Source organism: Methylovirgula ligni (genome assembly GCF_004135935.1).
Lineage (GTDB): Bacteria > Pseudomonadota > Alphaproteobacteria > Rhizobiales > Beijerinckiaceae > Methylovirgula > Methylovirgula ligni.
The window spans coordinates 2,535,055-2,558,544 of sequence record NZ_CP025086.1; the positions used below are offsets into that span (position 1 = coordinate 2,535,055).

At 59.1% G+C, this 23,490-nt stretch carries 18 protein-coding genes and 2 pseudogenes; 9 read left to right on the forward strand and 11 right to left on the reverse strand.

Translation table 11 applies throughout. The features are described 5' to 3' along the window. Window positions 1–3 precede the first annotated feature (3 nt). Complete coding sequence (locus CWB41_RS12180) at window positions 4–798, forward strand: metal ABC transporter permease (RefSeq protein ID WP_115836475.1); 795 nt, start codon at window positions 4–6, stop codon at window positions 796–798. 238 nt (window positions 799–1,036) lie between these two features. Here CWB41_RS12180 and CWB41_RS12185 read toward each other — a convergent pair whose 3' ends face one another. The 3 genes from CWB41_RS12185 to CWB41_RS12195 form a co-directional block, all read right to left on the reverse strand. After that, window positions 1,037–1,801: a transporter gene (locus CWB41_RS12185; protein ID WP_129396482.1), complete on the reverse strand. Its 765-nt coding sequence runs from the start codon at window positions 1,799–1,801 to the stop codon at window positions 1,037–1,039. A gap of 133 nt (window positions 1,802–1,934) precedes the next feature. Further along, window positions 1,935–2,717 carry a hypothetical protein gene (locus CWB41_RS12190; protein ID WP_115836473.1) on the reverse strand — a complete coding sequence of 261 codons (783 nt, stop codon included), beginning with the start codon at window positions 2,715–2,717 and terminating at the stop codon, window positions 1,935–1,937. 39 nt (window positions 2,718–2,756) lie between these two features. Beyond that, the gene (locus CWB41_RS12195) at window positions 2,757–3,902 is read right to left on the reverse strand and encodes a SphA family protein (protein WP_245411261.1); all 1,146 of its coding nucleotides are present in this window, start codon (window positions 3,900–3,902) and stop codon (window positions 2,757–2,759) included. Window positions 3,903–4,255: 353 nt separating this feature from the next. On the opposite strand from CWB41_RS12195, the gene CWB41_RS12200 reads away from it, so the two are divergent. The 4 genes from CWB41_RS12200 (at window position 4,256) to CWB41_RS12215 (ending at window position 9,575) form a co-directional block, all read left to right on the forward strand. Further along, on the forward strand, window positions 4,256–4,600 hold the full coding sequence (locus CWB41_RS12200; protein ID WP_129396483.1) for a hypothetical protein: 345 nt from the start codon (window positions 4,256–4,258) through the stop codon (window positions 4,598–4,600). Between the two features lie 468 nt (window positions 4,601–5,068). Beyond that, window positions 5,069–6,496 carry a DUF1254 domain-containing protein gene (locus CWB41_RS12205; RefSeq protein WP_115836469.1) on the forward strand — a complete coding sequence of 476 codons (1,428 nt, stop codon included), beginning with the start codon at window positions 5,069–5,071 and terminating at the stop codon, window positions 6,494–6,496. Window positions 6,497–6,528: 32 nt separating this feature from the next. Further along, entirely contained in the window at window positions 6,529–8,061 is a 1,533-nt protein-coding gene (locus CWB41_RS12210) for a DUF1254 domain-containing protein (RefSeq protein WP_115836468.1), read from the forward strand. A 50-nt stretch (window positions 8,062–8,111) separates the two neighbouring features. Beyond that, the gene (locus CWB41_RS12215) at window positions 8,112–9,575 is read left to right on the forward strand and encodes a DUF1254 domain-containing protein (RefSeq protein ID WP_207206611.1); all 1,464 of its coding nucleotides are present in this window, start codon (window positions 8,112–8,114) and stop codon (window positions 9,573–9,575) included. A gap of 153 nt (window positions 9,576–9,728) precedes the next feature. Here the strand turns inward: CWB41_RS12215 and CWB41_RS12220 are convergent, their stop codons facing one another. The 3 genes and pseudogenes from CWB41_RS12220 to CWB41_RS16580 all read right to left on the reverse strand — a co-directional run. After that, on the reverse strand, window positions 9,729–10,163 hold the full coding sequence (locus CWB41_RS12220; RefSeq protein ID WP_115836467.1) for a CopG family transcriptional regulator: 435 nt from the start codon (window positions 10,161–10,163) through the stop codon (window positions 9,729–9,731). 7 nt (window positions 10,164–10,170) lie between these two features. Further along, window positions 10,171–12,200, reverse strand: a pseudogene (locus CWB41_RS12225) (conjugal transfer protein TraG). Continuing rightward, window positions 12,197–12,328, reverse strand: a pseudogene (locus CWB41_RS16580) (DUF3363 domain-containing protein); the annotation flags it as partial. The pseudogenes CWB41_RS12225 and CWB41_RS16580, both read right to left, overlap by 4 nt. A gap of 574 nt (window positions 12,329–12,902) precedes the next feature. On the opposite strand from CWB41_RS16580, the gene CWB41_RS12235 reads away from it, so the two are divergent. Continuing rightward, window positions 12,903–13,784, forward strand: coding sequence for a GGDEF domain-containing protein (locus CWB41_RS12235; RefSeq protein WP_129396484.1), 882 nt, complete (start codon window positions 12,903–12,905; stop codon window positions 13,782–13,784). 439 nt (window positions 13,785–14,223) lie between these two features. Here CWB41_RS12235 and CWB41_RS12240 read toward each other — a convergent pair whose 3' ends face one another. Then, window positions 14,224–15,102: an ImmA/IrrE family metallo-endopeptidase gene (locus CWB41_RS12240; protein WP_115836465.1), complete on the reverse strand. Its 879-nt coding sequence runs from the start codon at window positions 15,100–15,102 to the stop codon at window positions 14,224–14,226. Further along, window positions 15,099–15,455, reverse strand: a complete 357-nt coding sequence (locus CWB41_RS12245) for a helix-turn-helix domain-containing protein (RefSeq protein ID WP_115836464.1) — start codon at window positions 15,453–15,455, stop codon at window positions 15,099–15,101. Before CWB41_RS12245 ends, CWB41_RS12240 begins: the two co-directional genes overlap by 4 nt. Window positions 15,456–15,598: 143 nt before the next feature. Here CWB41_RS12245 and CWB41_RS12250 point away from each other — a divergent pair, with 143 nt between their 5' ends. Genes CWB41_RS12250 through CWB41_RS12260 form a run of 3 tightly spaced genes read left to right on the forward strand, consistent with a single transcriptional unit; the run spans window position 15,599 to window position 18,405 of the window. Further along, complete coding sequence (locus CWB41_RS12250; protein WP_115836463.1) at window positions 15,599–16,888, forward strand: nucleotidyltransferase domain-containing protein; 1,290 nt, start codon at window positions 15,599–15,601, stop codon at window positions 16,886–16,888. Beyond that, a complete protein-coding gene (locus CWB41_RS12255) occupies window positions 16,878–17,378 on the forward strand; it encodes a type II CBASS E2 protein (protein ID WP_115836462.1) in 501 nt (166 codons plus the stop codon). The genes CWB41_RS12250 and CWB41_RS12255 overlap by 11 nt, the downstream gene beginning before the upstream one ends. Continuing rightward, window positions 17,368–18,405: a CBASS cGAMP-activated phospholipase gene (locus CWB41_RS12260; RefSeq protein ID WP_115836461.1), complete on the forward strand. Its 1,038-nt coding sequence runs from the start codon at window positions 17,368–17,370 to the stop codon at window positions 18,403–18,405. The genes CWB41_RS12255 and CWB41_RS12260 overlap by 11 nt, the downstream gene beginning before the upstream one ends. 379 nt (window positions 18,406–18,784) lie before the next feature. On the opposite strand, the gene CWB41_RS12265 is transcribed toward CWB41_RS12260, so the two are convergent. The 3 genes from CWB41_RS12265 to CWB41_RS12275 form a co-directional block, all read right to left on the reverse strand. Then, window positions 18,785–20,536 carry a DUF927 domain-containing protein gene (locus CWB41_RS12265; RefSeq protein ID WP_115836460.1) on the reverse strand — a complete coding sequence of 584 codons (1,752 nt, stop codon included), beginning with the start codon at window positions 20,534–20,536 and terminating at the stop codon, window positions 18,785–18,787. 151 nt (window positions 20,537–20,687) lie between these two features. After that, window positions 20,688–21,629 carry a hypothetical protein gene (locus CWB41_RS12270; protein WP_115836459.1) on the reverse strand — a complete coding sequence of 314 codons (942 nt, stop codon included), beginning with the start codon at window positions 21,627–21,629 and terminating at the stop codon, window positions 20,688–20,690. A gap of 374 nt (window positions 21,630–22,003) precedes the next feature. Then, entirely contained in the window at window positions 22,004–22,939 is a 936-nt protein-coding gene (locus CWB41_RS12275) for a hypothetical protein (protein ID WP_129396485.1), read from the reverse strand. Window positions 22,940–23,490: the final 551 nt, after the last annotated feature.

Consider the following 23,490-nt stretch of genomic DNA (forward strand, 5'->3'; position numbering starts at 1 on the left):
GCGATGTTTGATGACTTCATGATCAACACCTGGATCGCCGCCACCCTCGTCGCCAGCGTCGCGGGGGTCATCGGGTTCTTTGTTGTAATCCGGGGCGCGTCCTTCGCCGCCCACGCGCTGCCGCTCAGCGCGTTTCCCGGTGCTGCCGCGGCCAATCTGCTCGGTATCAACCCGCTCATTGGGTTGCTCGCTTTCTCCGGACTCGGCGTGCTCGGCATCAGCCAGCTTGCGCGACGCGGACCGCGCGATGTGGCGACTGCCCTGTCACTCGTCATGCTGCTGGGGCTTGGCGCCTTGTTCTTGAGCCGAACCACTGAGTATTTCCAGGCCGTCTACGCGCTGCTCTTCGGCGAGGTGCTTGGCGTCGGCTCTGCCGACCTCGAGCCCGTCGTCGCACTTAGCGCGGTCTCGGTCGCCCTCATCGCGGTATTGTTCCGGCCGCTGCTCCTGAACTCGGTCTCGCCTGAATTGGGTCAAGCGCGAGGCGTGTCGGCTCGCGTGATGGAGGTCATGTTCCTGGCGGTCGTGGCGCTGGCCACGGCGACGGCGCTGCCAGTCGTCGGCGCGTTGCTGGTATTCAGTCTGATGGTGGGGCCTGCCTCCGCTGCTCGCACACTGACGGATCAGCCACTGACGGCGATCCTGCTTTCGGCCGCTTTATCTGTCGTGACGGTTTGGATGTCGATTGCTCTCTCCTTCGCATTCGATTGGCCGATCGGATTCTTCGTCGGTGGTCTGAGTGCATGCGCCTATGCTTCCGGGCGGACATGGACGCGGGCGAAGCGATCGCGGTATTGAATATGACGATGGTATGGGAATGGATCGGCGTTGCGTCCGGACATTCTATGTTACCAAGAGCTGACCTACGACCAAGCATTCCGGGGCGACCTAAGCTAACCGGAAGCGGAATAGCAGGTCTCGGATACGCGGCACGTTAAAGTTGACATGGCGTCGACGGGGCGCGCTTCGACTGCCGCGGCCCTTTTCAGCCGTTCCAAATGTCGGTGCTCGACGCCACAGCTGTCCAAGAACCCCTTTAGAACTGCCAGGTGACCTTTAGCTCGGTCTTGAAGTCATAGACGGGATAGTCTCTGATGATCGGCACGCTGCCCTCTAGCGAGACGACAAGATTATTGAGAATCTTCTTACCGACAGCAACGTCGAGCGGTAGGAAAAGCCGCCCCGTCTGTCCAGAAATCGGCGTCCCGTAATTGATGCGAATGTCGTTGCTCGGATAGAAGGTCACAAACCAACGTCCGGGCAAGCCAATGTTGAGCGTCGGCGCGATCTGGGGTTCGCGGATGATACGTGCGAAAGGATTGCCACCAAAACTGATCGCATAACGGACGACCGGCACGAAATAGGTGTCGGGGGCGATCCCCAGAAACGAATAGCGAATGCCGATCGCCGGCATAATTTGCCACGGATCAGTGCCGAGAGATGCATCCGCCGTCGGTGCAACAAGGCGTGCGCCAAAGCCATACGCCCAGCGCGTATCGATGGTGTGGATGAGGGCCGTTTGGAATACAGCGTTGGCGAGACCAGCTCCACTTTCCGAATTAGCCTGACCAAAGGTCGTCGTGGCCTTCTCGACAAATGGAATCTGGATTTGTGTTCCGAGTTTCCAACCGGAGCCGAGATCAAGTTTTGAATTATATTGGAGAATCTCTCTTTCGCGTTTCGTGGAACTCGACGAGCTCGATGAGCTTCTGAATTCGAATCGCGTCGTGACGCTTGTTTCCGGACGCGTGAAGTCGCCGTCATTGTAGCTGGCGCTATCCGCTGTACCCGTTTGGCTCACGACTCCCATAGGATCCGAGCGCGCCGGAAACGCGGAACAAGCGAGGCTCATCACCGCTGCGACGGGCGAGCCTATGAACGTTCGAATCCATATCCCACGACACATTGGGGGACTCAGGGATAATCGCCGCGTGTTAGTGCATAGCGAACTGAAAATTGACGCCACCGAAAATCTGCCAACGCGGCGCACCCGTGCCTTCACGCGCCACGGAATATTGCGGCTCGATGAAATAATTCATCGTGGTCTTGCCGAACTGCACGACTTGTCCCAGCCCCAACCCGATCGGGACATAAGAGAGATTGTGGACGAGGTCGAAGGTCCAGATGCCGGATGAGCGAATGTAGAAGCCTTGGGCCAAATTATAGGTGACGATGGGCTGGAACGTCAGCAGGCTTACGTCATCATGCCCGAGGGCAGCGGCGAAGGAATGCTGGTATATGGCCAGCGCGCCGAGCACACCCCAGGATTGCGGCGCGACGGCGGCACCGGCCGCGCCAGTCTGCCAGCGACCTTGACTCAAAGCGGTGCCGCTTGGCAGCACAAGCAAAGGGCCGCCGGCGAAGGTGACTTTGCCGGGTAGCACAAAGAAATCCGTCAGCGTCACATCCCCGACGGCGGTCTCGCTGCCCGTCGGCAAGGGTGGCGCCGTGGCGACGGGGACGGTGAAGCGAAGCAGCTGGGGAACGCCGCCGATTTTCTCCGGCACGAGCCCGCGTAGAAGAAACTGATTTGACGAACCTCGAATCCCAGACATTGTCGGAACAAAATAGTCCTGCAGATTAAGCGTGACTTCCGGCGTCAGCGGATTGTTCGCCGTGTTCGCGCCGTTATCGGCCGAGGTTGCCTCTTGAGCGCGAACCGACGTCGCGCCTAGGCTGACGATGAAGAAGATAGAGATCAAACCTCGATGGATCATGGCAGTCCTTCTTGAAACGATGATGCCAAAATCGTCTTTTCACTGTGCCGCCGGCAGCGGTGCCGGCGCGGCCTGCGAGATCGCAAATGTCAGCCAGGCGTTCCAACCGTAAGGGCGGTTTTCGCCATCGAATTCCTTGTAGGCTTTCACATTCAGATAACCCTGCAGCTTCCTCATCGGGATGATGTAGCCCACTTGGCCGCCTGCGCCGAAGACGCGAGATTCAAAACATCCAACTCGGTCGCCGGCACCGCTGTCGCAGGAAAGTTCTTGATAGGCATAGCCGACGGCGCCGATCTGCCATTGCTTCGTCAGGAAGTGTGACGCGCCCCAGTCAAAATGCATGTCGACGCCGTTTTGATATTGCGTCTGCGGGTTCTTATAATTGTAAGTGAAGCCGAGGGTGCCGGACAATTCATTGCCCGTCTGTGGATTGAAATAAGTGTAGCCACCGCCAGCATCGGTCGCAGCGTGGCCAATGCCGAGATTCACGAGATTGTTGGGATTGTAGACGCCGATCGGAATATTGGTCGTCACGTAAGCCATGTAATTGTTTACACCGGCATTCCAACGCAGCGAGAACATGGGCAAGAAGTCACCAAACCCCAGAACATTATCGCTCGTGCCTCGCGAGACGGTAAATTCCCTGGGACCAACGACGCCATTCAATGTTGCGTTGACGCCCGCGAAACTGCCGCCGTAGGGAATGGCCATCGCGATGACGGCCTGGGCGCCTAAAACGGGGGTCGAGAACGTGTAACTCGGTATTGCGAGATAGAGGTCCGCACGACCGTCGAGCCTAGCGTTGAGATTGCCGTTGAAGTTGGCTGTGATATCGCCCCGCGTCACCTGCCGCGCAAAGACGACGCTTCCGCCCGCGCCGACTGATGGCGCATAGAAGATATTCGCGAAGGCGAACCCGGGCGTTTGCGGCGTGGCAGAAAGGCTTCCAAAGAAGCCCGGAACCCACATGCTGATCCCGGTCTCGTCGGCATGCGCGAGATTTGGCGCGAACAGCGTAAGCGTGAGCATAAATGTAAATGCGAATGACTTTTCATATGCGCCACGAAAGATGCCGCGGCGTTCCCCGTCGATCGCAATTGGCCTGCATTGGGCGGATCGCATGCCCCCTCCGAGCCCTGCCCACTGCATGATCGGGAAGAAATCAATACGATGGTTTTGCAAGAGCTCCTATCGTCGCGCCGCCGATTCCAATGAAGTTCCTCATTTTGTCGACGCGCGTGCCGCGCGTGTCACACATGCGTCATCGGTAGGCGCTCTGAATTGTCGTGCCGTGCAAAGCGCCAAGAGTTATGGATTTAGCAGACAGGAATCGCGCGGGACGATTTGGCCGACCCCGCTCGTTCACTACAGCGAATAGGTTTGGCAAATTTAGCTGAAATAGTTCGCGTCTTGGGTAGGAACGATTTCAGCGCAACTGAGAAGCGGAATGAAACATCTGCCGCGCAATGCTGAGCCGGGCTACGCTTCGTGCGGCCATTGAATGTTGACGCCTCGATTTTTCGGAGGAGCTTAACATGAAACCCAATGCTATCGCAGTATCTCTCGGGTTATGCGCCGCTTCAATGCTGATCGTTCCCGATACCGCTCAAGCATTCCGTGGCGGATTCCACGGTGGCGGACGGCATTTTGCGGGCGGCGGTCATTGGCATGGTGGTAGCCATTGGCACGGCGGCGGTAGTCGTTGGTATGGCGGATATTGGCGCGGCGGTCGCTGGTATGGAGGCGGTTGGGGCGTAGGAGCGGCCGCAGCCGGTGCAGCAGCGGTCGGCGCTGCCGCGGCATATGGCGATACCTGCTATCAGCAACAGAACGTCTGGAACGGCTATCAATACGTCGTGCAGTGGGTGCGGGTTTGCTGAGGCGCGCTTTGCACACGGTAATATAGCGATTTAAAAGAAGAACAAGTAGCCCCTTGTCAGTTGATCTACGAAGATCACCGCGGGCGGACGTATGCATGCCTCGCCCTTGTTGAGGATACTGCAAAACCCGAGGCTGACAAAGTCGAGCTGATCAACAAATGCATCGATGACTCGCACACGGGCTTCTGTCACAACATAGTCAGTGTCGCAGGCATCAGCGACCAGCGACGCTTGCTGCCGTCACCTGTCGCGTACCGCGTTATCGAGATTCCAACTTTGTCGTGCGTATGCTGAGAACGCACGAATAATATCAGCAATCTAAACTAAATTCTCTAGGTCATCATGAGTAATTGACGAATGTCGTTTTCTTGTTGGTCGAATTGTCTAAGTGTCCGAGGCTGCCTATGTTGGATGTGACGTGGTGTATAGACAGGACAGGCGCTGAGACTGAAGTCAGAGGGGTGCGTGATGAGTATGAGCCCGAGAAAAATCGGCTTTGCCTTGCTGGTGGTTGCCGCAACGCTGGGCGTGATAATCCTTGGGAGCTCGCATCCAGCCGCGGCGCAGACAGCGTCTCCGAGCGAGGCCCGCGCGATCGCCAAGGAAGCGTATATCTATGCCTTCCCGATGGTGGAGGGCTATAAAACGCTGTACGCGCAGGCGGTGGATAAGGGCGGCCCGAATTACAAGGCGCCGTTCAACAGCATCGGCAACACGGCGCAGGCGTTCACGCCGAAGGACACGGCGATCGTCACGCCGAATTCCGATACGCCCTATTCTTTCGTCTGGATGGATTTACGCGCCGAGCCGATTGTGCTGACGCTTCCCGAGATCGATTCGAAGCGGTTTTATCATGTGCAGTTGATCGACCTTTACACGCATAATTTCGCTTATCTCGGCAAGCGGACGACCGGCAGCAAGGGCGGCAGCTTCCTGATCGCCGGGCCGAGCTGGAAAGGCGAAAAACCGGCCGGCATCGATCAGGTCGTGCGCAGCGAGACCGAGATCGCATATGCAATCTATCGCACCCAGCTTTTCGGTCCCGACGACATCGCCAATGTCAAGGCCATCCAGGCTGGCTACAAGGTGCAGCCCCTGAGCGCTTTCGAGGGCCGGACCGCACCGCCGCCGGCTTCCGCCGTGGACTGGCCGGTACCCGACCTCAAGACCATGACGACGACCCCGGAAATCTTCCGCTATCTGAATTTCCTGCTGACCTTCGCCCCCACCCATCCGAGTGAGACCGATCTGATGGCGCGCTTCGCCAGGATCGGCCTCGGCGCGGGCAAGCCGTTCGACGTGAGCGCCCTGTCGCCCGAGATGCGCAAGGCGCTGGAAGATGGGATCGCTGACGGAGTCGCGGAGTTCGCGGCGTTCAAGCGCGACGAGGTCGATACGCGCAAGGTCAGCACGGCCGACATGTTCGGTACCCGCGAGCATTTGAAGAACAATTATCTCTATCGCTACGCTGCCGCCAAGCTCGGTATCTATGGCAACTCGGGCGAGGAAGCTATCTATCACGGCTATTTCGTCGATAGCCGCGGCGCGCCGCTGAACGCCGCGCAGAAGCGCTATGTGCTGAAGTTCGAGAAGGACAAGCTGCCCCCGGCCGAGGCCTTCTGGTCGATGACCATGTACGACGGCAAGACGCAGCTTCTCGTCGACAATCCGCTGAATCGCTACCTTATCAATTCGCCGATGCTGCCGCAGTTGAAGACCGATGCGGATGGCGGCCTGACGCTCTACATCCAGCACGACAAGCCGGCTGCGGCCGAGGAAAGCAACTGGCTGCCTGCGCCGGCCGGGCCATTCTTCCTTGTGCTAAGACTCTACCAGCCCAAGCCGGAGGGCATATCGGGAGCGTGGCATGTGCCCCCACTCAATCCGATCCAGTAAGCGAGGCAGGTGATACGCCCGAAGGATGTCCGATGACCCACGTTCATAGACGAACGATCGCTCTCGCAGCGCTGATGTTTGGCCTTGCGGCGCCGATTCACGCACAAACGTCAACGGCACCGCTGGATGGCCCGACGTCTGTCCCGACCGTCACCGCCCCGGCTCCGCCGCCGCCCAATGTGGACTCGCGCTTTCTCGGTGGACTTTCCTTCAAGGATGGCTATCCGACGACCGAGACGGTACAGCGTCTTTATGACGAACTCGACTTCCAGCGTGGCACACAGGTCTTCCTGAGGAACCTGCCTGCGCTCAGCATGTACGGGCTTCGCCTTGGTCTAGCGCGCGATCTCGGCGTGGACAGTGTATCCAAGTTCGCGATCTTCCGGGCTGACGCCAACTCGCTCATGCTGACGCCCAATTCGGAGACTTTGTACGGCACGACATTCCTCGCCCTCGACACCGACGGACCGACTATCGTCGAGGCGCCGCCCAGTGTGCTTGGCCTCGTCAACGACATGTGGATGCGGCCGGTCGGGGACATCGGAGCAGGCGGACCGGATCAGGGTAAGGGCGGCAAGTACCTCTTCGTCCCGCCCGGCTATGCCGGCATCCTGCCGAAGACAGGCTATTTCATCGTCCGCATGCAGACTTATGGCGGGTGGGTCTTCATCCGCGCACTGCTCGATCCGAGCGGCAACGCTGCTCCCGCCGAGGCGCTGCTGAAGCAGATGCGCATCTATCCGCTTTCCAAGAAAGACGCGTCGCCGCAGATGACGTTCGTCGAGGCAAGCGGCAAACCATTCGACTCCATGCCGCCAAACGACATCCGCTATTTCGAGATGCTGGCCGATTTGATCGCGCGCGAGGACGCGCATGCGGTCGATCCGGAAGTCGCCGGGATGATGCGCGCCATCGGCATCGAGAAGGGCAAGCCCTTCGTACCGGACAGCCGCTTGAGGTCTATCCTTGCGGAGGCTGCTCGGGTCGGAAGCTTCATGGCACAGGCCATCAGTTATGCCCCGCGTGAGCCCGAACGCGTCCGCCCCGGCTCGCACTGGATGGCAGGGATTGCCGGCTACCCCACTTTCGCCGACGGGCGCAGCACACTCCTCGACGAAATGATCTACATGTCATGGTTCGCGACCGGCGCGGCCAAGGCGATGGGAGCGCCCAAGCCAGGAACCGGTTCGCAATATGCCTGGACCTATTATGACGCGGCAGGAGAGTGGCTGCTCGGCGAGAAGAGCTACCGATTCCACATCTCGCCGCATCCGCCCGCCAAGGATTTCTGGTCGGTACTGGCCTACGACAACTGGACCCGCTCGATCCTGGCGAACGGCCAGAAGGTCGCTGGCAAGAACTCCTACGACACGGCCATTCAAACCAATGCCGACAGCTCCATCGATATCTATTTCGGTCCGAACCCGCCGCCGGGCAAGGAAAGCAACTGGATCAGGACGATCCCCGGCAAGGGCTGGTTCGCGATGTTCCGCCTCTATGGGCCACTGCAGCCATGGTTCGACCGCACATGGACACCCGACGATATCACTGCCACAGCCCAATGAGACAGAGGTCGGCGGGGACGGCCGCAGGACAGGAAACGGAGAAGGACACGATGATACTCAGCCTTTGCAGAGCCGTTTCGATCGCAGCGCTCGTCGCGGCGCTCGGCGCCGCCATGCCGGCGCGTGCTCAAGCCCCGACCGTAGATACGCGGATTGGCTCTATTCCGCTGAAGTTCGGTCTGCCCGCCGATGCCGCAACCGTCGGCAGGCTCTATGACGAGATGGATTTCCAGCGGGCGAGCCAGGCTTATCTCTGGGCGCTCCCCATCGTCGGCTTCGCAGGCTGGCAGGATGCCCAGCGAAGTGTTTTCGGTGCGCGCGACATCGACATGGTTGTCTACGAGAGCGTCAAGGATAAGCTCGGCATCCTCACGGCCAACGCGACGACGCCCTACATCGTCGGGATGCCGGATCTCTCGAGGACCGGCCCTCTCGTGATTGACTACCCCGCTGGTGCGACGGCCGGTGGCGTCGGCGATTTCTGGCAACGCCCCGTGACCGATATGGGCGAGACCGGCCCGGATAAGGGTAAGGGCGGCAAGTATCTGATTGTCGGGCCGGGACAGACCGAACCGAAGGATAAGAACTACCGCATCGTCCGATCGCCGACGGTCAACATTTTCTTCGCCTTCCGTGTGCTTGATCCCGATCCGGGCAAGGCCAAGGACCTGATCTCCCGCGTGCGCATCTATCCCTATGCCGAGCGGGCGACGCCTAGCCAGACCCGCATTTTACGTCCCGAGGGCCGGGCTTGGACGCAGGTCCCGCCGAAGGGCATCACATTCTGGGAGCGTCTGAACGACATTCTCCAGCGCGAGCCGGTGATGGAGCGGGATCGCTTCTACATGGCGATGCTAAAGCCGCTCGGTATCGAGAAAGGCAAGGCGTTTAACCCGGATGCCCAGCAGAGGAAGCTTCTTGAAGAAGGGGCCAAGGTTGGCGAGTTGATGGCGCAATCCCTTGCCTTCGACAATCGCGATCCGAATGCACGTTATCGGGCTGACGCGCGCTGGGAATATCTCTTCACCTTCGATCCAGGCCAAGACATCGGCAGCTATGCGCCGCTCGATGAGCGCACAGGCTATTTCTACCAGGCGGTCACGACCAGCCGGGGTATGGTAACAAAGACGCCGGGAGTCGGCCAAGCCTATCTCGGTACGGCGCATGAAAAGGACGGTGCTTGGCTCGATGGCAGCAAGACCTACAAGCTGCACGTTCCTGCCAATGCGCCCGCGAAGCTGTTCTGGTCGCTTACGGTCTACGATACCGAGACGCGGGCATTTCTCGACAACACGCCGGATGGTATCGTCGATCGCTCGTCGCGCGCCGATCTGAAGAAGAACGCGGACGGTTCGGTCGACCTCATCATGAGCCCCAGCATACCGGCAGGGATGGAAAGCAACTGGATTCCGACCATTCCCGGCAAGGCATGGTTCGCGCTGTTCCGATTCTACGGGCCCACGGAAACGTATTTCAATCGCTCCTGGAAGCTTCCGGATATCGTGGCCGACTAGGCTCATGCAGCGATACCGCGAGACGAGATCGTCTCGCGGTTTTCGCAAAGCCTGTTTCGCGCCGTTCTTCCGATCAGGCTAGGGCACGAGCCTCGCGCTGGTCGGCGCCTAACGTGGCCGCCGGCGAGCCCGCTGCCCACACTCACCCAGCTGCTAGTTCGCTGACGGCTTTTGCTCAACGTCTTCCGGAATCTCCTGTCTTAGTTTTGGCCCTTCGCTGAGCCGGCGACCGAGTGCCACCATGAAATTATCCCATCGTTCGCCGGCTTTTGCGCGTGCGGCCTGGGCGGCAGGTTGCGGAAGCGGGGGCGTCGTGGTGAGCCAGAAGCGAATGAACAGCGCCAGGGTCTCAACATTGATCCCGACATCACGTTCGAGCCGCGCGAGTCTGCGATCTTGCTGGTCGAGCCGTTTGGCGATGGCCGCTTCGCGTTGCTCATCAGCATCCGGCGATAGGAACGAGCCGATGGCGGCTTCTGCAATGGCTGAGATCGGCAGCTCGCGCCGGGCGGCGTAGGCAGCAAGTGTCTTCATGACATTTGGATCGAGATAGACAGATATCTGCGATTTCTTCATGCGAGTGGTCATCAGTGCCTCACATGCCGAGATCGTCGCCGTGATCGAGCGAAGCCTGGCGTGCAACGCCCTGCATGATTGCGTTCATGCGGTTGAACCGGGCTGGATCGTTAACGGCGGCGTCGTCGACGTCCGGATTAAATTCGTTATCGAGCGGTTCTTTCTTTTCGACAGGCTTCGCTTGGGAGAGTTCGGCCTGATGCCGATACCCGGACTCGGTTGGATCGCCATGATCGAAATCGGTGGCGATTTCGAGCAGCGCTTCAACATTGGGCCGCGGTGGCAATGATCGGTTCGTCCAGTCGTCGGACCGTTCCGGTTCAGGTCGAGTCAGATTTGGCGGCGAAAGGATTCGTTCTCGGAAACGTTCGTCTTCATAGTACCGCGCCTTCTTGGCGCGGATGGACGGCGACCCGGAGATCATGACGATTTCATCAGCGGATGGCAGCTGCATGATCTCGCCGGGCGTCAAAAGCGGCCGCGAGGTCTCGGTGCGCGAAACCATCAGATGGCCGAGCCAGGGCGAGAGGCGGTGGCCCGCGTAATTGCGCATGGCGCGCAATTCCGTCGCGGTGCCGAGCGAATCGGAGACGCGCTTGGCGGTTCGCTCGTCGTTGGTCGCGAATGAGACACGGACATGGCAATTATCCAGGATCGCATTGTTCGGGCCATAGGCCTTCTCGATCTGGTTCAGGCTCTGGGCGATCAGGAAGCTCTTCAAGCCATAGCCCGCCATGAAGGCGAGGGCGCTCTCGAAAAAATCGAGCCTCCCCAACGCTGGAAACTCATCCAGCATGAGAACAGCCGCTGCCGCGTGGCCTTGGTGTTGAGGTCTTCTGTGAGCCGGCGGCCGACCTGATTGAGGATGAGGCGGATGAGCGGCTTCGTCCGGCTGATATCTGAGGGCGGCACGACGAGATAGAGAGTCGTCGGTCGTCTGTCTCCGACGATGTCGCTGATGCGCCAGTCGCAACGCCGCGTGACCGCGGCGACGACGGGATCTCGATAGAGCCCGAGAAAGCTCATGGCCGTCGAGAGCACGCCCGATCTTTCATTCGGCGATTTGTTGAGGAGTTCGCGCGCAGCGCTCGCGATGACAGGATGGGGGCCGGCGTCGCCGAGATGCGCCGTCTGCATCATGGCTGAGAGCGTTGCCTCGATCGGCCGCTTAGGATCGGAAAGGAAGGCCGCGACGCCTGCGAGCGTCTTGTCGGCTTCGGCATAGAGGGCGTGCAGGATCACGCCGACGAGCAGAGCATGGCTCGTCTTTTCCCAATGGTTGCGGCGTTCGAGCGAGCCTCCCGGATCGACCAATATGTCGGCGATGTTCTGGACGTCGCGGACCTCCCATTCGCCGCGCCGGACTTCGAGTAGCGGATTGTAGGCCGCGGACTCCGGATTGGTTGGATCGAAGAGCAGGACGCGGCCGTGCTTTGCACGGAAACCAGCGGTGAGCTGCCAGTTCTCACCCTTGATATCGTGGACTATGGCCGAGCCCGGCCAGGTGAGCAGGGTCGGGACGACGAGGCCGACGCCTTTGCCGCTCCGCGTCGGCGCGAAGCAAAGCACATGCTCGGGGCCGTCGTGGCGGAGATAGCTATGTTCGTATCGGCCGAGCACCACGCCATCGGGACCAAGCAACCCGGCGGCTTTGACTTCGTTCGGGCGCGCCCAACGGGCAGATCCATAGGTTGAAACGGTCCGGGCTTCGCGCGCGCGCCAGACCGATAGAGCGATCGCGACGACGATCGAGATCAGTCCGCCGGAGGCAGCGATCGCGCCACCTTCAACGAAAATGCGCGGCGCATAGGCGTCGAAGGAAAACCACCACCAAAAGAAAGCCGGCGGTAGATAAAAGGCAAAGCCGAAGATCGCAAACCAGGGCCGCCCAAGTTCGGGCTGAAAACCCAGGCGCCAAGCCGTCCACTCTGTTGCCGCCCAGGTCATCATCACTACGATCAGACAAACGATGACGATCTGACCCCAGAGGATTTTGGCGACCGACGCGCTCTTGCCCAAGGGCGCCGGGGAGGGAAGAGAATGCGTCATAGGCCCAGTCCTCGCCGCCGGCCAAAACTCCAGTCGATGCCGCCGTCGCCGCGAGCGATTCCAGAAACGTGGCGGCCGAGTTGCTTTTCGAGAGAGGGCGACCAGGGTACGAGCTGAAAGCCGAGCCCTGCTGTTCAAGAAGGCTCTGGCCATTGCGATATTGGTGATCAGAAGGGCAGCCGGGACCGTTTAAATTGGCCTCAGATCAGAATGACATGAAGGTGCCAATAATCTGATCGAAAGCGATGCAGCTGGCGCATTATGCAGCGAAGATCGCCGTGAGCGTCGCACTCTACGAATCCGCTTAAGACTTTCGCAATCGGCTATCTTCAAATTGCTGGCCGGGAAGTTCTGCACGACGGCGATGTTCACTTTGCCTTCGATTATGGCTCATTGCTTACGGCATTCACCATATCAGGGGTGGGCCTCGGAATTACCTTCTTCTCGAACTGGCTGGTCACCAGGTCCGAGAAATTCCTGATAAATTGGGGAATTACCGTTACGCTTCTGACAATCGGGGCCCTAATATATGGGTTCTATACAGAGTTCCCGTCCCCGCTTATCGGGGCCGTCGCCTATACAATTCTCGTATTTGGCCTGTCCTTAGTATGGGGCGTTAGCCGTGAATTCAGGTGCGGCACGCTTCCGCATCGGGCTGTGTTTACCATCGCTTCATACGCTTCGGTCGCCGTGGGGCTGCCGATGCTGATCGGTTTTGACGGAATTTCCTATATCTTTCTCAACTTTGTCGCCCTTGCGATCCTTCTGTCGACGGCGCGGGACTACTGGCTCAGCCGCGCGGAGGCGCCCCTGTCGATAGGGGTGCTGTCGTCCTTCTATATTCTGATAGCCGCTTCTTTCATACCGTGCGCCGTCATGCTGCTGCAAAGCAGAGATTGGCATTTGGGACATGCGCCTTCAAACTGGGCAGAGGACCTTAACATCGGCGTATCGCTAGCCGGCCTCGTCGGGATTGGCGCTATTTCGCTGATGCTCAATCAAGTCCGTGTCGCGCGTGGCCATAAGATTGATGCTGAAACGGACGTGTTGACAGGACTGTTCAATCGCCGCGCCCTATTTGTGCGCGCAACCGCGATCCTCAATTCATCCGCGGCCTTCATCATCTTCGACATAGATTGCTTTAAAGAAATCAACGATCTTCACGGTCACCTCAAGGGCGATGAAGTGCTGCGCGCCTTTGGACAGATCCTAAAGGAATGCTCTCGCGCGGAGGATTTAGCCGTTAGACTCGGCGGTGAGGAGTTCGCGCTCGCCTTGCCTCGTTCCACGATGGCTACCGCGATCAATGTTGCCGAGCGCATTTGTACCTATTTTTCTCAGCGCCAATTTGATTCAGCTTCTGGCGAGTTCTGCAGCACTGTAAGCGGGGGGATATCGTGCGTCGAAGGCAAGAGCGATAATCTTGAGGTGTTGCTCCATCGTGCCGACGAGGCCCTTTATATGGCAAAACGCACCGGGAAAAATCGTGTCGCTGTTCGCGGTCATCCAGAAGAATGTGAATTGTCGTCGAAGGAGCAGCACACCAGAAATCGGGCCGATGCATTGAATCAGGCCGTCAACTAAAATCATTGATCCGTTTCAGCGAGAATCTGCCTTGAATGGGATTCCTTCCGGAATATTGGGAAGTTTAAAAAGCATGCCTAGGTGCGGCTCACTTCAATACTGATTTATAGCCCTAACAAAATCCGCGTCGAGGCAGGAAAGATCAATTGCAAGAGCTGTTAGAGTGATGCCTATGCCGATGTCTGCTTCGGAGAGACGGAGGACAGACGTCAAACGGCTGAGATGGGCGCTTAGCAGTCGTTAGAATGCTAGGGAGGGCAGGAAAGCAGCTCAGTGCGTTTGTCTCAATGTTCACTATGAGATCTGTTAGGGCAGGGCGATGGTTTTCATCCAATGACCGTTTCGCGCCCATTTGCGTCATCCAGCAGAATCTAGGCACATCCCATAAGCGGACATCTGTGCAGTCAAGTGACGCAGCTCATTGCACCAAAAGCGCACGCTAGCGGAACCGCAGGGTCCATCGCTCGATGAGATCGTCCTCGTCTGCCTCAGCCTCGTCTTCTTCTTCGCGCCCGATCACGTCGGACGAAAGAACGGTCAGGATCTTGCCGTATCCTCCGAGGCCGACCGACTCTTCGGAGACGGCCGCCTTCGTCGTTCCGCCGAGCCAGTCGCGCACGTCGGCCTCCTCGGCCACTGCCGCGCCAGCGCGCACTTGATCCGGGGCATCCGCGAGCCGCGCGGTGGCGGTGCCCGCAGGGAGCCTCGTGCCTTTCCTTAGCCATAAAAGCTTCGGCAGTGTCTTCATTGCATCCGACATGAAGCAATAGTCGATGACCCCGCCGGTGCTGACGACGACCGCAATGGCGGCGCGGCTCAGTTCGGCATAGCGGATCGCGGTCGCGGTGCGCGATGTGATGCAGCGGGCGGCAAGAGCGTCCACGGTCGCGAGCCCCGGCTCGTGATTCTCCAATTCCTTGCGGAACGGTGTTTCGGGCATGAGCAGCCCGGCGGCGAAATGATCTGCCTCCAGCTCGTAAGGGTCCGCCGTGACGAACCCAGCGTGCGAGACATGCACGCCCGTTTGCAACAGCTGATCGATATGACCTTCGAGAAAGTAGTGCCCGAGTTCGTGGCTCACGCTGAAACGCTGAAAGCCTTCGCTGGCAATATGCGTCGCATAGATGATGCCGAAGCTGTTGCCGTGGCGGAGCAGCATGCCCGAGACGCCGTCATGCGTTTCGGGCTTGCCCTCGATGGTGATGTCGCGGCTGGCGGCGAGGGCGAAGGGATCGACTGGCAAGGTCGTGATGCCCTCGTCTTTGAGCAGGGCTTCGGCGCTGCGCCGCGCGATCATGAGGCGGAACGGCCGGCTCAAGAAGCCTTGTCCTTCTTGCTGCTGCGCTTCGCGAGCATCTTCAGGAAGTCTTTCGCGATCTCCCGGTCGCTTCCGCTCAGCTTGGCCACGTCGCGGAACAAGGGATCGCCGGCCTCGGCGAGTTCGGGATCATCGACGCGGCCCAGCAGGTAGTCCGTGGTAATCTCCAGCGCGATGGCGAGCTTGCGCAGTGAGTCGAAGGACGGCTTGCGCGTGCCGGCTTCGAAATGGGCAATGGTAGTCGCGGGCATCTTTGCCAGGTCCGCCAATTGCTCCTGTTTGTAGTCCCTCATTTCGCGCGCCTCTCGCAGGCGCTTACGGAAAATGTCCGAGGGGGACGGCTCTTCGTTCATGTCGTCTCCGGCAAGTTTGACTTGACGGGTTTTTCGCCCGTCCCATATAATGTGAGTCAAGTTTCTCATGTCGTCCCCGACATGTGCAAGCAAAACCCTCGCCGGCCGGGCGACCGGCCGCGGCAGCGCCAAGGAGCGACGCCATGAACAAGCATGTGAATCCCTTCCGACAGACCGATGCCGTCGACGAAGTGCTTCTCGACGTCGCGGCGCTGATCGAACTGAGCCCCCGCGACCGCCGCGTCGCGGATAATCGCTACCGCCTCCTCAAGGAGCACCTCGAGCGCAGGGGCAGCCCGCTCGCGCCCTACCTCGTGGACGGCGTCAGCCTGATCTACGCGCAAGGTTCGATCGCCACGAGCACGACAATCGTCAGCGGCACCGAGGACGACCGCTTCGACGTTGACGCCATCGTCGAGATCGACGTACCGGCGCATTGGGACAATGACCGGGCGCTCGATCTTCTTGAGGAATCGTTGCAGGGCTTTCCCGGCGTCGTGAAGATCGTACGCTGCACGCGCTGCGTGCAGCTTCAGTTCGCCTTCATGCATATGGACGTGACCATCATGGACCGCAGCACCCGCCTCGCGGTTGAGCGGGCGGGGGAGATTTTTCACTCCCCCGACAAGGGCGAATCGTCCCGCGTCCCGTCTAATCCCTGGGGCTTCACGTCGTGGTTCCGTCGCACGGTCGGCATCGGGCAGGAGGCGTTCAAGGAAATCCTGCGCCGTCACCGCGGCACTGCCGGGCGAGAACGGCTGCCGCTCCTCAACGAGCACGAGCGGCTCGTCGTCGCCAAGGCCGACCAGGTCGATCTGCCGCCGATGATCCCGAGCGCCATCGACGCGCAGGAGGCCGTGGCGCTGAAGCTTCTGAAGCGTTTCCTCAACTTGCGCTACGAGGGCCTGCCGTTGAAGCGGCCGCCCTCAATCTACCTGACTAAGCGGGCCGGCGACGCGGGCTATGTCCCGCAGGGCCTCACGGCACAGCTCTTCGCGCTTGCCGACTCGACGGCGAAGATCATGCGGAACCACATTGCGTCCGGCACGCGCCCGCGGGAACTCAATCCCTCTTATCATCCCGACCGCATCAACGACCGCTGGCCGGCCGAGGGCGGGGCGGGCGTTAAGGACATGAAGATGTTCGCCGAGCAGCTTGAATATCTCGCCGTCCGCCTTGAGCAGATGGCGATCGCCCCGCTCGATGACATTGCCAAAGCCATCGACGAACTGTTCGGCGAGCGGGTCGGCAAGGCGCAGCGCGAGGCGATGGCCGCCCGCTACGACCGCCGCCAGGAGCCGGGCCGGCTCTTCGCTGCGCCGCGCAGCGGCGCTATCGCCGCCCCGGCCATCATGCCTGCGCCGCAGACCTACCGCGAGGTTCCGCGCCACAACTTCCACCCCATGATCCTCGGTGGTGAGGATGAAGGCTGAGCCTGCCCTCAGGCGTTCGCCCGACGCGCAGCTGGCGGCGATGCGCCGTCAGTGGCCGGACTTTGAGGGGCGGCGGCTGGGCGACGGTACGCTCGTCTGGCAGGGACCGCTGCGGCCAAAAGCGCAGCTCTATACGGTCTTCATCTGCTGGCATCCCGTCACGATGTCCCTGCCTTACGTCATCGTGGACGATCCGCCATTGCGGCCGCGCCTGGGCGGCGCCTTCGCGGAAATCCCGCACCTCATCTTCTATGCTGACAAGCCGGAACAGTCGGGCCTGTGCCTTTTCGATCCCGAGGGCCGTGAATGGTCGCCGGCCGACCTGATCGCCGACACCACGGTGCTGTGGACCGCCGAATGGCTGACCTACTATGAGCTGTGGCACATGACCGGCGAATGGCTCGCGCCGGGCGTGGGTTACGAGAGCGTCGCGCGAATGATGCGAACCGATGCGGAGGCCGTGAAAGCGGTGTTGGACGATGTTCACTGACCGCCGCGCAAACAGCCGGGGAACGCGCCGGCGCAAGCAGCCCTGGCCCGCGGACCGGCCGTTCAGAATCCTGGCGCTCGACGGAGGCGGCATCAAGGGCATCTACACGGCCGAACTGATGCGGCTGTGCGAAGAGCATTTCGGCAGGCCGGTGGCGTCGGTGTTCGACATGATTGCCGGCACCTCGACCGGCGGCATCATCGCCATCGGCCTTGGCCTCGGCAAATCCGCCGCCGAAATCGCCGCCTTCTACCGCGACGACGGGCGGCATATCTTTCCGCCGCTGCCGCGGCGCAGTCTGATGCGGTGGTGGAAGCTCTGGTGCGCTCTGCACGGCCCGAAGCTGAACCACGAAGAGTTGGAGCGCGCCCTGAAGCGGCGGTTCGAGGATCATCTTCTCGGCGAGTCGACATGCCGCCTCGTGATCCCCGCCTTCATGATGCCGAAGACCGAGATCGCCGTCTTCAAGACCGACCATCACGAGGATTTCCGCAACGACCACAAGACGCCGATGTGGAAGGTGGCCCGGGCGACATCGGCGGCGCCGACCTATCTCAAGGGGCTGGAGCACGAGGAAAGCGGCCGCATCTTCATCGACGGCGGCGTGTGGGCGAATAACCCGGCCATGGTCGCGCTGGTGGATGCGCTGACCGCCTACGACATCACGCCCGACCAGGTGCAGATGTTGAGCATCGGCACCGGCAACGCGCCGTTCTCCCTCAGCAGGGACAAAGTCATGAGCGGCCTTGTCGCCTGGCGCGAAGCCATCAAGGCCGCGATGTTCCTGACCACTGACAACGCCACCGCACAGGTCAAGCTCCTGCTCGGTCCCGAACGCTGCCTGCGGATCGAACCAGCAGGCGATGACGCCGCCGTCGAGATGGACGACTACGACGACGCTTTTGCCCGCCTTCCGGTGTTGGCGGCGGTGGATTTTTCTATCCACGAGGCGGCTATCGCGCCGTTCTTTGCCCAGGCGGCTCCGCCGCGCGAACGACACTACACCAACCTGCCGTGCAGGGATTGAAGCGGCCCCTGCAGTGATGGATCAACATCAGCCAGAAGAGCGGACCTAGGGCGATTTTGGCATCATCCATCGCGTCTGCATCATTGTCTGCTACAAGGTGCCAGACTCGGGAGGCCGCTTCAACGGACATCGCCGGTCGAACGTCGGATGTCCTATTTCAAGCTGAGCGCACCAAGAGCGGACAATCCGCTGCCGGCCCAAACCAGTCGTAGCTAACCGATGAGGGGGCTGAAAGCCAAAGTGTGATTTTCATGATCTACACTGTGAGCGCGGACAGCGAATAATAATACTGCGAGCGAACTCGTCGAAGCCGACGCTTCCGCCGTCGGTCCCGAAGCATGATCGAGGGGGCGCTCTCGGCTGAGCGCCCCCTCTACGTTTATGAGACGGTCGAAGGAAGAGTCTTTTTCTTCTTCTTAGCAAACGGTTTGAATTTGATGGCGCGGAAGTTAGTCCCGTCCGGTAACTTAACGTAGATCTCCGCCCACTTTTTATTCGCAGTCGTCGCTGGTCCAGCGCCCTTTGTTTTTTCCAAGTGACCAACTTCTTCAAGAGCCATCAGAGCCTCGCGCGCGAGTAGCTCAGTTTCAAAAAGCTCGTCGAAGCGGCTCGACGGAATAACGTACCGCCTTTGCAATCCAGCTTTTAGAATGACACCATCATCAGGACGTTTCTTTATCTTACTCACCGTGGGCAGGTCGAGCTCTTTCAGCTTCGATTTCAGAACAGATTTGGCTTTACGACGCGCATCTAACGGGCGCCCATTGACCTTTCTGAACTGTTCGAAAGCCTCGACGATAACTGATCGCGTTGAGTCAACCTTCCACGGCAAAACCTCAGACTCGATGGCCAGAGCCGCGCCGGCAAAACAAACCGCGAAGTTTCTAGCAGCATGCTGAAGTGCGCCATCACCGGTCGGAAGATGGAGCCCGCCCATAAGGTCGTCGATATAGGCGTATGCTTTATCCTCTGCGTCTTCGTTCTTGGCCAGCCATTTTATGTATTTATCGAACGCGACAGCGGAATTCTGAGTAATCGCTTGCCGGAATTCGTTGAGCTTAGCCCGGCTTTTACTAGCGGACTGGTTCGCGGGTAGTCGATCAAAAATTGTTTTCGATCCATTCATAAGAGCGGGGATGTCATGGGCACGAGCCAGCTCACCGTCGTCACGGTCGGCGCCTCGAAGCTCTCTGAAAGATGTTTCAGATGTCGAAAGAAGAATGCCCCTAAACGTCGAGCTCTTGCCCTGCGTGCCGAATGACGATTCGGAATGTCGCAGTCGATCACGTCCCTCGCCAAATGCATAGATCATTTCTCGCACGCGTTCACTGCGATCGGCTTTCTTTCCCCTCAAGAGACCAAGCTCATTTACCGGCACCACCGAATCGTTAAACGCGCGGAAGAGCTGAAGAAGTCCTGAATCGGTTGAATTCCAATTCGGCAAGGCGTTTTCCTCCGCGAGCCCAGTGATCGCTGCCGCGAGCAGAATTGCCGTGGTCTTGCCCGACTTCGACGCACCGTAAAGATTGAAGATGAAAGGCGAAAAATTGAGCATGGACAGCAGCGGAGCGGCGAAAGCCGCACTCATCATCAATGTGGCGACCGTCGAAAACTGCGCGACATCAGCGACGTCCTGTTGCCAGCTCTCGAGCGTTCCGAGGCTCCGACTAGAAAATCGCTCGCGCGATTTCGCCGGCGGGCAGACCGCGATCGGCGCAGTGCCGAACTTGATGACGCGATCCAGGCAGATGAACGCTCGTTCCTCACGCCGCCAACCCGCCGTAGCTGCCTGAAGTTGAAATTCTGTAGGCGGCCTTTGGATCGCGGCTGCAATCAAGGACAAAGCATCTTCGGAACTGTTCGGCAGATGTGCGTTCTTCTTTTCAAGATGGGATTTGACCTTTTTACTATCTAAAGCGTCTTCGCGCGGAACCGCGCATTCACCGTCGCGGCCGTTTACCTTGACGAATTGAAATACATCGAAGCCGTCACCTGTCTCCTCATGCTCAAGGTTAGCGATTTTACGCACAAATGGCGACAGCGGTTCCTGGGGAACGCGGGCACCTTTGGCACGTGAATGGCCTCTTTGACTGTGGTGTTCCGTGCGTGCGGATTTTCTAGTCTTTTCCATGGTAATTATCCTTTTGTACTAGTGATGGGCACGCGGGCACGGAAGGCACGCGAGCGGCCATTGCTCGCCGCAGTTGCCTGCGAAGCGAATGCAGTTCACAATTTTTCGAATTAGGCTGGCCGGCGGTGGATAAGCCGATGCGATGCCTCGATCAGGAAGGCGGACGATCGCGGGCCTTCGTCATGCGTGCCGTGCGTGCCCGCGTGACCAACGTCAACCGAGGCTCAGCGTCTTCCATCTGGATTTCGGCACCGCGCAAGAAGAGCCTAGAGCCCAGGCCAGCGCGGTCTAGAGCAAGAGCAAGGTCGCACTGCTGCGAGACGCGAAGATCTCTATTTCGCGTATCGCGTCGCCTTAGGACGTTGCCGTCGTCGTCACGTGCTTTGGGAATGCTCACACGTCTGAAGAAATCGGACTTCAGTGCGTAGGCGATACCATTGAGCTGGCCATCGAACTCTTCGATCCGGACCGTCCTACGGTTGGCTCCTTTGGCAGGAAAGGCTTTTCGCAGAATCTTCTCAGCAGAGATCATCTGCAATTGAGGTCCGAGTGCCCAGAGCTGGGTCTGGCCATGGGGTGCAAAGGCACCGTTGATGTGCTCGTTGACGCCTGGGTCAAAGCCGCCAATTAGAACATCAATGCCGGCATCGTCGCACGCGAACTCTATGGCTTTACGGATACGCCTAAAGAGATCTTGCTTGGTCGACGGGAGCGTGAAGCGCCCCTTGCGAGGCACTATGGAAATCGTGGAGTAGATCCTCTGGTCCGATCTCAGCAGTGCGTGAGTCAGCTTGACAAACAGCTTCTGGGCTGCACGTCCACAAACTGGGCACGCGCCGCTTAGGCATCTGTCAATAGAGCTACAAGCTTCTAGTTTGGCGGCGAGTTTCTCCGTTTCGTCACAACGGATGGCGGGACGGCGCAGCCTTCTAACGAGCTCGTTGCGATCCCTTTCCGCTTCGTGAGACCATTTGCTCGGTTTGGCATGCTGTTGACCCTGAATCCAATATGGCCATCCATCTTCGTAGAGTTCAGAGGCCCACGGTGATGTCAGGATTTCGGACAGGAGTTTGTCGAGCTTCTTTTTATTCATTGGTGTCAGGGCCTCCTTTGTCGGAGGTTGACTGGCGCAGGCTCCGTTCTTCGTATGCAAGAACGTCGATTAGCCGATATCGGACATGTCGCCCGATCTTGAGGAAGGGCACATAGCCGCCCGTGACCCGGAGATTGCGGATTGTCTTAACGCTGCGGCCGTGGCGGGCGGCGAGCTCATGCTCGGTCAGGAGGATGTCAGTCGCCGGGACGAAAGTCTCGCCGTCCCCCCGCAGTCTCGGGCTTCTATCAATCGGCTTCATCATTGCCACCTTTGAGTCGTCGGTCGCCGAAAATCGGCGTGCCGAGGATCAATAGATGGCAGACTGGGGTAGGGAAGGCAGTGCTCGGGCTTATAGTGTCACCAGTGTCAAGCTATCGCGTAGCACCGATTTCTAAAATGGGGGGACGGTGGCCGCCTTCTTTGAACGCCAAATCTAAATCGTGCAACTTGACGGCCTGTAGGACCAACAACTCCTCGCCGCTCAAGGGGAGTATCTTTGGTTGAATTCGACCGAGACTCGTTTCGTCAGGGAAACAACGTCGTATCCACGCAAACTCATCATCGAATTGTTCAGCAACGTATGCCGACACACCGAAAAACGTCTGCAGATGGCTTACGTTTTGAGAGTCAGTTACGCTAGACTCAACAAAGTCTGCCGCGCTCGCGTCGCGCGGAATTAACTCGAACCCTACGCTTCTAGCCGCGTAAATGAAAACCGCGCTTTGCTTATTTTGCCTCCAGTGCTTCCTGATGGTTGCCGGAGACAATAGGGGAAGGGACCTAGCATACCAGCGCAGTACATACGCGTGCATCAGATTCGCTAATTTTGCGTGTTCGGGGTGGTGTATCAAACACCGAATGCGGAGCTCAATTAGGTCCGCCGCCGTCTGAGCCTGAATCAATCGCTCTTTGGCCGCCTCGCGCAAGGCATCTGGTCGTTGGCAGTTCAACAGGGCTTTCCAGCCGCCGTTAGGCTGAACTCCCAAGTCGAAGAGCTCTTCGAATACATCAAGCTTCAAGAGCGAGATGACGCGTTGAGCGCTGTCTTTTTGGCCTCTCAGAATGTTCCGTTTTTTTGAATATTCGCGTTCGATCTGCTCGAGATAAGCGATAGTGGCGGAGCGGCCGGCGTCGACCGCGACGCGACCGCGTCTATCGGGGAAGCAAGCCCACGCCTTAAATTCGTGCAAATGAAACGCTGCGATGAATGGATGAGTATCATCTTCCGGGTCGAGAAGATGATCGATTATTTGCTTGATTCGATTCTGATTATTGATCGTAGGGCTGCGGTCTGATTCAGTAGCCATAAGTGCGTATCAACGTGAGGGAATAGTTGTCGATATTACGCATATGAGCGTTCGTACGTATAGCTTCATGTTGATAATTAGATACGGTCTTCCCCATTTAATGAGTTGCAAAGTGTTCGATTTGAGTCGCTAGCGTTCGTTAGTGTAGATCCAGAATAATGCACTCTTTCATTGTCGACTGCGGACGATGACGCCGATACCGCTGCCTTCGATCTCGAGAAGGCGTGTTGTCGTGTCGGTCAGGCACGGGATAGGCCCAACGAACTGAAACAACCGTTTTGGGCCGAAAGTAGACAATCGGCTTTTGGCGAGTTATGCGCAGAAACGGACATTACTGCCGCGAGGCCGCCTGGGCCGCTATCGCGCACGGCTCCAAGTATAAAGCGCAATTGACAGCGATCCTAATCCCAGCTCAGCGCGCCGCCGTTCTGATAGACTTTGCGTCCGCCAGATCGCCGATCACGTCGAACAGCGGCCGAAGGAGGTCTGGCCGAGCGCGATCGGACAGCTTGCGCAAAAACAGGCGTATCTCGGCGCCAACGCTTCCAAGA

Excerpts from the sequence above, each read along its gene's own strand:
- CWB41_RS12180 (WP_115836475.1), top strand. The coding sequence starts at position 4 with ATGTTTGATGACTTCATGATCAACACCTGGATCGCCGCCACCCTCGTC.
- CWB41_RS12190 (WP_115836473.1), bottom strand. The coding sequence starts at position 2,717 with ATGATCCATCGAGGTTTGATCTCTATCTTCTTCATCGTCAGCCTAGGC.
- CWB41_RS12200 (WP_129396483.1), top strand. The coding sequence starts at position 4,256 with ATGAAACCCAATGCTATCGCAGTATCTCTCGGGTTATGCGCCGCTTCA.
- CWB41_RS12205 (WP_115836469.1), top strand. The coding sequence starts at position 5,069 with ATGAGTATGAGCCCGAGAAAAATCGGCTTTGCCTTGCTGGTGGTTGCC.
- CWB41_RS12210 (WP_115836468.1), top strand. The coding sequence starts at position 6,529 with ATGACCCACGTTCATAGACGAACGATCGCTCTCGCAGCGCTGATGTTT.
- CWB41_RS12215 (WP_207206611.1), top strand. The coding sequence starts at position 8,112 with ATGATACTCAGCCTTTGCAGAGCCGTTTCGATCGCAGCGCTCGTCGCG.
- CWB41_RS12220 (WP_115836467.1), bottom strand. The coding sequence starts at position 10,163 with ATGACCACTCGCATGAAGAAATCGCAGATATCTGTCTATCTCGATCCA.
- CWB41_RS12235 (WP_129396484.1), top strand. The coding sequence starts at position 12,903 with ATGCTGATCGGTTTTGACGGAATTTCCTATATCTTTCTCAACTTTGTC.
- CWB41_RS12245 (WP_115836464.1), bottom strand. The coding sequence starts at position 15,455 with ATGAACGAAGAGCCGTCCCCCTCGGACATTTTCCGTAAGCGCCTGCGA.
- CWB41_RS12250 (WP_115836463.1), top strand. The coding sequence starts at position 15,599 with ATGAACAAGCATGTGAATCCCTTCCGACAGACCGATGCCGTCGACGAA.
- CWB41_RS12255 (WP_115836462.1), top strand. The coding sequence starts at position 16,878 with ATGAAGGCTGAGCCTGCCCTCAGGCGTTCGCCCGACGCGCAGCTGGCG.
- CWB41_RS12260 (WP_115836461.1), top strand. The coding sequence starts at position 17,368 with ATGTTCACTGACCGCCGCGCAAACAGCCGGGGAACGCGCCGGCGCAAG.
- CWB41_RS12265 (WP_115836460.1), bottom strand. The coding sequence starts at position 20,536 with ATGGAAAAGACTAGAAAATCCGCACGCACGGAACACCACAGTCAAAGA.
- CWB41_RS12270 (WP_115836459.1), bottom strand. The coding sequence starts at position 21,629 with ATGAATAAAAAGAAGCTCGACAAACTCCTGTCCGAAATCCTGACATCA.
- CWB41_RS12275 (WP_129396485.1), bottom strand. The coding sequence starts at position 22,939 with ATGGCTACTGAATCAGACCGCAGCCCTACGATCAATAATCAGAATCGA.